This window comes from Kitasatospora sp. NPDC024654 (assembly GCF_055559155.1).
On sequence record NZ_JBVHLF010000028.1, the window covers coordinates 1 to 7680 of the forward strand.

At 74.3% G+C, this 7680-nt stretch carries 5 protein-coding genes; all 5 read right to left on the reverse strand.

Annotated features, from left to right (window positions below):
• Window positions 1–227: 227 nt before the first annotated feature.
• Entirely contained in the window at window positions 228–2180 is a 1953-nt protein-coding gene (shc, locus tag ACZ38L_RS18405; protein WP_465694235.1) for a squalene--hopene cyclase, read from the reverse strand.
• Window positions 2181–2331: 151 nt separating this feature from the next.
• Window positions 2332–3429: a polyprenyl synthetase family protein gene (locus ACZ38L_RS18410; protein ID WP_465694181.1), complete on the reverse strand. Its 1098-nt coding sequence runs from the start codon at window positions 3427–3429 to the stop codon at window positions 2332–2334.
• A 74-nt stretch (window positions 3430–3503) separates the two neighbouring features.
• Entirely contained in the window at window positions 3504–4922 is a 1419-nt protein-coding gene (gene hpnE, locus ACZ38L_RS18415) for a hydroxysqualene dehydroxylase HpnE (protein ID WP_465694182.1), read from the reverse strand.
• 109 nt (window positions 4923–5031) lie between these two features.
• The gene (hpnD, locus tag ACZ38L_RS18420; protein WP_465694236.1) at window positions 5032–5889 is read right to left on the reverse strand and encodes a presqualene diphosphate synthase HpnD; all 858 of its coding nucleotides are present in this window, start codon (window positions 5887–5889) and stop codon (window positions 5032–5034) included.
• Between the two features lie 41 nt (window positions 5890–5930).
• Window positions 5931–6899, reverse strand: a complete 969-nt coding sequence (gene hpnC / locus ACZ38L_RS18425; protein WP_465694237.1) for a squalene synthase HpnC — start codon at window positions 6897–6899, stop codon at window positions 5931–5933.
• Between the last annotated feature and the right edge of the window lie 781 nt (window positions 6900–7680).

A 7680-nucleotide genomic window follows, 5' to 3' on the forward strand; every position in this document is an offset into this window, starting at 1 on the left:
TTGGTGGGGGAGGATCTAGACACCCCCCCCAAAAAAAAACCCTCCCCCCCCACCCCCTTCTCCCCCCCCGCCCGCAGCCATCCCTCCCCCCTTCCGCCCGGCACGACCCGCCCCGCGCCCTCCCCCCCCCAACACCGGCGGGCCGTGCAGCGCCTGCGCCCAGTCGGCCCGACGCAGCGCCCACTCCTCGGGAGCGAGCGCGCAGAGCACCAGTAGCGGAGCGCCGGTCATGTCGCCCGCCCCCCACCCAGCAGCGGGTTGCCGTTCAGGTAACGCCCCAGCGCGGTGACCGGGAAAACCAGCCGGTACAGGTGGTAGTTGATCGAGAAGTCCCACGGGAACCCGGTGCCGGTGAACTGCGGCTCGTCCCAGCTGCCCGCCGGCAGCTGGGTGGCGGCCAGCCAGCGCACCCCGCGCTCGACGGCGGGGGTGCCACCGCCACCCTCCGGCGCGTACCGGCCGCCGGGCCCCTCACCCGCCGCCAGCAGCGCCATCAGCGCCCAGGCGGTCTGCGAGGCGGTCGACTCGCCGCGACCGGACCAGGTCTCCGGGTCCTCGTAGGAGCGCATGTCCTCGCCCCAGCCACCGTCCGGGTTCTGCCGCTCCTCCAGCCAGCGCACGGCACGCCGGATCGCCGGATCGGTCGGCGGGACCCCCGCGGCGATCAGCGCCGGCACCACCGAGCCGGTGCCGTAGATGTAGTTGGTGCCCCAGCGGCCGAACCAGGAACCCTCCGCCTCCTGGTTGCGCAGCAGCCAGTCCACGCCCCGGCGGGTCCGCGGGTCGTCGGCCTTGCCGACCTCGGCGAGCATCTCCACCACGTGGGCGGTGACGTCGGCCGAGGGCGGGTCGACCACCTCGCCGAAGTCGCAGAACGGCAGCTTGTTGGGGAGCGTGCTGGTGTTGTCCACGTCGAACGCGCCCCAGGCGCCGTTCTTGGACTGCATGCCGAGGTTCCACTGGACGCCGCGCCGCACCGCGCCCGCCACCCGTTCCGGGTCCGGATGGACCACCCGGCGCAGTGCCAGCACCACCTCGGCGGTGTCGTCGATGTCGGGATAGGTGTCGTTGTGGAACTCGAAGGCCCAGCCCCCCGGGGGCAGCGAGGGCCGCTGCACCGCCCAGTCGCCGCGGGTGGTGATCTCTTCCCCGAGCATCCAGTCGGTGGCCCGGACCAGCGCCGGGTGGTCGCCCGGCAGCCCGGCGTCGACCAGCGCGATGGTGGCCAGGCAGGTGTCCCAGACCGGGGACTGACAGGCCTCCAGCCAGCGCCGGCCGTCCTCGGTGTGCACGGTGAAACGGTCGAAGGCGGCCAGGCCGGCCTTCATCACCGGGTGGTCGAGCTCGTAACCGAGCAGGTGCAGGGCGATCAGCGAGTAGACGGCGGGCGGTTGGATGCCGCCCCAGCAGCCGTCCGCCTCCTGGCGCTCGACGATCCAGCGGCCGGCCTGGCTCAGCGCCAGCCGGCGCAGCGGGCGCACCGCCCGCTTGTGGTAGGCGTGCAGCACCAGGTCCAGGCGTTCGAAGAGGCCGTCCCAGCTGGCGGGCGGGGCGAGCGGGCGCAACGGGAACGGATTCGCCGGGTCGGTGTGCAGCTCGGTGAGGCTGAACGGCGCCGGACGGACCGGACGGTGGGCCGACACCACGGTCAGCGGCACGATGGTCTGCCGGGCCCAGCACCCGAAGGCGTAGATGTTGAGTGGGAGCCACTTCGGCAGGAACATGATCTCCGGTGGCATCTCCGGCAGCCGCTCCCAGGGCCACCAGCCGAACAGCGCCAGCCAGATCCGGGTGAAGACCCGGGTCGCCGCGATTCCGCCGGCCTCCCGGACGTACCGCGCCGCGGCCAGCATGTGCGGGTCCTCCGGCCGGTCCCCCGCCAGGCGCAGCGCGACGTAGGCCTCGACGGTGGTGGAGATCTCCGGCGGACCGCCGTGGAAGGTCCCCCAGGTCCCGTCCGCGCGCTGCTGGGAGCGGATCCAGTCGGCGGTGGCGGCGGTCTGCTCCGCGGTCCGGATCCCCAGGAACTGGCGGAGTAACAGGTCCTCGGCGTCCATCGTCACGTTGGTCTCGAGGTCGCCCTTCCACCAGCCCTCGGAATCCTGCAGGGACAACAGGTGCGCGGTGGCCCGGTCGAGGGTGTCCTGGATCGCCGCTCGGTCCGGGGGTGAATCCTGCACTGGTGGGGTGTCCTCCGGCTCCCCGTCAGGCCAACCGCCCTCGGGCGGCAGGACCAGTCGGGGCAGCGCCGGCGGCCGGTCTTCCACCGCGACCGGCTCGGGATCGTACTCAGGGTCGAGCCGGCCGTCCGCGGTTGCTGTCAACGTAAGGTCACCTCTCTCGTACCACCACGAATTCGGCGAGCGCGACGAAGTTTCCGCGCACCTCGTCGGTCATCGGCACCTCGTCCAGGGCGGCGAGGGCGGTCTTGTGCCGGCGGCGGGCCTCCTCCTGGGTCCAGGCCCGGCCGCCCGCCTGCTCGATCAGCGCGGCCCGGGCGGCCAGCGTCTGCTCGCTCTCCTCACCACGGCCGACCGGGTCGGCCAGCTGTTCGGCGAGCCGGCGCGAGGCGGTGCCGCCCTCCGCCAGCGCGGCCGCGACCGGCAGCGACTTCTTGCGCTGGCGCAGGTCACCCCAGTGCGGCTTGCCGGTCACCTCGGTGGCGCCCCAGATGCCGAGCAGGTCGTCCACGGCCTGGAAGGCGAGCCCGAGGTGGTGGCCGTAGCGCTCCAGCGCGTCGGCCGTCCGGTCGTCGGCGCCGGCCAGCACCGCGCCGATCGCGGCGGCGGCGGCCAGCAGGGCGCCGGTCTTGCCGGCCTCCATCTCCAGGCACTCCTCGACCGAGACCACGTCACGCTGCTCGAAGGAGAGGTCGCGGGCCTGGCCGTCGATCAGCTTGCGGGTGGCGGTGGTGAGCAGCCGGACCGCCCGGGCGGCGTCGGCCGGGGTCGCCGCCGAGCCGCCGCGCGGGGTGGCGGCGTCGAGCAGGACCTCGGTGCCGAGGGTGGCCAGCGCGTCGCCGACCAGGATCGCCTGGGCCGGCCCGAAGACCGTCCAGGCGGTGGCCCGGTGCCTGCGGGTCTCGTCACCGTCCATCAGATCATCATGCAGGAGCGAGAAGTTGTGCACCAGTTCAACGGCCACCCCGCCAGCTACTCCGGCAGCCGCGGGGGCGCCCGCCGCCTCCGCCGAGAGCAGGGCGAGCGCCGGGCGCACGGCCTTGCCGCCGTCCCCCGCGACCGGCCTGCCGGTGCGGTCGGTCCAGCCGAAGTGGTAGGAGGCGACCGCGTCCATCGGGGGTGCCAGCCGGGCCACCGCGGCGCGCAGCGGCGGCGTGCAGAGCGTACGGCCGCGTGCCAGCAGCTCCGCTACCGAGACGGGCTCGGCCTGCGCCGTCACTCCGTTGGCCGTACCGGGACGTGCCTCCACGTAGCTTCCCTCTCCCTGAGGTGGTGTGCGGATGTCTGTGCTGGTCGGGGGTGGCGCGGGGTTGGTCGGCGCGGTCACCGGGGCCACCGCCCGTCGCCGCGGTCCACCGGGGTCCGCTCACCGGCGGCGGCCAGCGCGGCGTCCGCGGCGGCATGGCCGCTGCGCACCGCCCCCTCCATGGTCGCGGGCCAGCCGGTGGCGGTCCACGAGCCGGCCAGCAGCAGACCGGGCACCCTGGTCCGGGCCCCCGGGCGCAGCGCGGCGGTGCCGGGCGCCGGGTCGAAGGTGGCGGTGCGCTCCCGGGTGACGAAGAAGTCCAGCACCTCGGCGTCCCGGGCGGCCGGCAGCAGACGTGCCAGCTCCGGCAGGTAGCGGGCACGCAGCTCGGCCACCGGCAGGTCGATCTCGTCCCGCACCGCGGACTGCGACAGCGCCAGGTACTGCGCGCCGGGACGGGTCCGCGACAGGCCCGAGTGCGGGGTGCGGTCGAAGACCCACTGCACCGGTGAGTCCAGCGCCGCGAAGAACGGCTGGCGCAGCACCCGGCGGTCGTACACCACGTGCACGTTGAGGATCGGCGCGGTGCCCAGCTCGGCCAGCCGCCGTTGTCCGTCCAGCGAGCCGGCCGGCAGCAGCGCGGCGGCGGCGTCCTGCGCGCCGGCCAGCACCACGGTGTCGGCGCTGAGCAGCTCGCCGCTCTCCAGCCGGACGGTGTGCTGCGGCCCGCCCTCGGCGGACACCGGCTTGAGCTCGACGGCCCGGGTGCGCAGCCGGACCTGGACGTCCAGGGCGGCGAGCGCGGCCAGCGCCGCGTCGTGGTGCAGGGCTCCCAGCGGCACGGTGGCGACACCGATGTCCGAGGCGCCCGGGTCGGAGAGCAGGCCGGTCTTGAAGACCATCGCGGCCAGCGCCAGCGAGACCTCGTCGGCCCGGGCGTTCAGGGTGGCCACCCCGACCAGGTCCCAGAGCGCGGCGAGGGTGCGCTCGTTCTGCCCGTGCACACGCAGCCACTCACCGAACGAACGGCCGTCCAACGCCGGATCCGCGAGGTCGAGCCGCTGCAGCGCGAGCGCGCCACGGACCACCCGCAGCCGGTCGGCCGGCGACAGGTGCGGATAGCCGGCCAGGCTGCCGGCCAGGTGCAGCGGCACCGGCAGCCCGGCCCGGCGCAGCCGGCCCAGCCGGTGCCGCCCACCGGCCACCGAGAGCACCGGCACGTCCAGCCGGGGCTGCAGCGCCACCTGACCGGCCGCGCCCAGCCGCTCGACCAGCCCGCGGTAGGCCGTGCAGCAGCGCAGGAAGACGTGCTGGCCGTTGTCCACGGTCAGCTCGCCGCGGCGGAAGGAGAAGGCCAGACCGCCCAACCGCGGCCGGGTCTCCAGCAGGGTGACCCGCCGCCCGGCCTCGGCCAGCCGCAGCGCGGCGGTGAGGCCGGCCAGACCGCCGCCGACCACCACCGCCGAGCGGTGCCGAGCCTCGACTCGCCCGGTCATCCGCGCCCCCCGTCGTTCGTGTTCCACCCGATCCCGATCCCCGCGGACAACAACCACACCCCCCTGGGTGATTCCCCGCTGGTGGAGGGCGATGAGATGTGCGCGAGGCTCAAGAACGGCCTCCGGCCAGACCGGAGAGCGCGACGTACGCCTTCTCCCAGCCCGGCAGCGAGACCCGGCCGCGCAGCACCGACTCCGGCTCGGCGGCGATCCGCCCGAGCAGCCGGTGGTAGATCCCGGCCATCGCCGCGGTGCAGGCCCGGCTGCGCCGGTCCAGCATCGGCAGCAACCGCAGCCCCTCGGCGAAGTAGCCCTGGGCGCGCTCGGCCTCGAACGCCACCAGACCGGTGAAGTCCGCGCCGCGCGGCGGCCGGGACAGCGCGAAGCCCTGCTCGCAGCCGAACCGGGCGAGGTCCTCGGCGGGCAGGTAGGTCCGGCCGTTGATCGCGTCCTCGCGCAGGTCGCGCAGGATGTTGGTGAGCTGCAGCGCGAGCCCGAGGGCGTCCGCGTACTCCGCGCCGCGCTTGGGCTCCTCACAGCCGTAGACGCCCAGCGAGAGCCGGCCGATCGAGCCCGCCACGCAGCGGCAGTAGACCTTGAGGTCCTCGAAGGTCTGGTACTCCGCACCCCGCAGGTCCATCTCGACGCCGTCGATCAGCTCGTCGAAGGCGTCCAGCGGGATCGCGAAGCGGCGAGCCGCGTCGGCCAGCGCGACCTTGATCGGATCGGTGTCCTCCTCGGCCACAGCGCCGGCCCGGACCTCGTCCAGCAGCGCGCGGGTGGCGAGCAGCTGCTCGGTCTTGCGCTCGGGCGGCAGCTCGCCGTCCCCGATGTCGTCCACCCGTCGAGCCAGCGCGTACAGCGCCGACATGGCCAGCCGCTTCGGCTCCGGAAGCAGCCGGATGCCGTAGCTGAAGTTGCGGGCCTGCAGCGCGGTGACCGCCTCGCAGTACCGGTAGGCCGCCATGACCTGCGAGGACGCCAGTGGTGATGCCGCCACTGGGGCGTTCACCTTCCCTTCGCGAAGATGGCCGCCGCCTTCAACGCGAGGCGGCGCTTGTCGGGCTTCGGCTGCTTGGCCAGCACGTCGTACCCGGCGGCCTCGATCGCCGCCAGGGTCGCGTAGCCGCCCGCGGTGAATCCCGCCAGGAGCAGTCGGAGCCTTCCTTGAACCGTACCCACCAGCGGCGCACCGCGGTCGAGCAGGGTCCGGGCCCGGGCCGCCTCGAAGGCCACCAGTTCGCGCACGCGAGGTCCGGCGGTGGGCGCGGCCAGGTCCTTCTCGGTCACCCCGAACCGGGCCATGTCCTCGGTGGGCAGGTAGATCCGGCCGCGGCCGAAGTCCTCGGCGACGTCCTGCAGGTGCTCGACGACCTGCAGCGCGGTGCAGACGGCGTCCGAGCGCTCGATCCGCTCCGGAGTGGCGACCCCGGCGATGGCCAGCACCAGCCGGCCGACCGGGTCGGCGGAGAGCGTGCAGTAGCCGACCAGGTCCTCGAAGGTCGCGTAACGGGCGGTGCTCTGGTCCACCCGGTTGGCCTCGATCAGCCGGCGGAACGGCTCCGGCGTCAGCGCGTGCCGGTCCACCAGCGGGACGACGGCGCGGAGCAGCGGATGCCGGGGCGGCTCGGCGGTCGACCCGGCACCGGCGACGCTGCCGGGCAGTGCCGCCTCGAAGGCCCGGTCGAGGTCGCGTTCGAGGGCGTCCAGCAACGCCAGCCGGAAGGCCGTGCCGTCCGACTCCCCGGCCGGCACGACGGCCCCGAGTAGCGCGGCCGTGCCCGCCGGGTCGGCGAGATCACCGTCGCCCGCGTCGTCGACCAACCGGGCGAAACCGTAGACGGCCATCAGATCGTCCCGCCAGGCGGCGGGCAGGAAGGCAGGAGCGACCGGGAAGTTCTCCCGGGCCGCCTTGTCCAGGGTATCCCCCGCCGGCTGGCTCCCTGCGTGGATCGAAGACTGGGCCGAGGCCGTCACTGCCGTCACTCCCCCGTTCTACACCGGTGTTGACCATGAATCCGACTCGGACACTCCCCCAGCCTCCGGCCGGGTGGTGCCCCCACCCCACCCTCCGGCGGGACAGTCCCCCCACCCTCCGGTGGGACGGTGCGCCATCCCGACACCCGGCTGGTGGTACCCGACCCCGGCCGTCGCCGGCTGGAAGATCCTCCCTCACCGGCCCGGCCCGAAACCCCGGTGTACCCCGTCCCCCCAGCCCAGGGCTCGGGGACGGTCGGGCCCCCAGCCTGACATCTCGGGCGCCCGGCCGGAAATCCGCCCCCCGGCGCGCCGGTCCCACTCACTCGCCCGGCGCACACTCCGGCGGGGCCGTCCGGCTACGAAAAGCGGCCGTCCCCATCGGCTTCGCGGATCGCCGCAACAGCCGAAGGAGCAACCGTTTCGGCACGCCGAGCAATTCCCCAAAAAGTCCGGCCCGAGGCAGGAACCCGTCCTGCTATGCACACGGAACACCCGGAGAAGAACAAGGCACCAGCGTCCGAAGAATCCCTCCGAATCGACACCCTCCGACACCGCGCACCCGGATTTCCGGTGCGCCGGAAATGTCGTCCGGTTCCGTCAACCGGGTCGGTTCCTCCCACAGCCGGCCGACCACCGGTGAGCCGTCCGCCAGGACGGGGGGAAGCCAAGGGCCGGGGGGGGGGGGGGGGGGGGGGGGGGGGGAGGGGAGGTGGGGGGGGGGGGGGGGGCGGGGGGGGGGGGGAGGGAGGGAGGGGGGGGGGGGGGGAAGGGGGCCCAC

What these genes read in the sequence shown, in the direction of transcription:
- hpnE (WP_465694182.1), bottom strand. Translation starts at nt 4,922, where the DNA reads ATGACCGGGCGAGTCGAGGCTCGGCACCGCTCGGCGGTGGTGGTCGGC.
- hpnD (WP_465694236.1), bottom strand. Translation starts at nt 5,889, where the DNA reads ATGGCGGCCTACCGGTACTGCGAGGCGGTCACCGCGCTGCAGGCCCGC.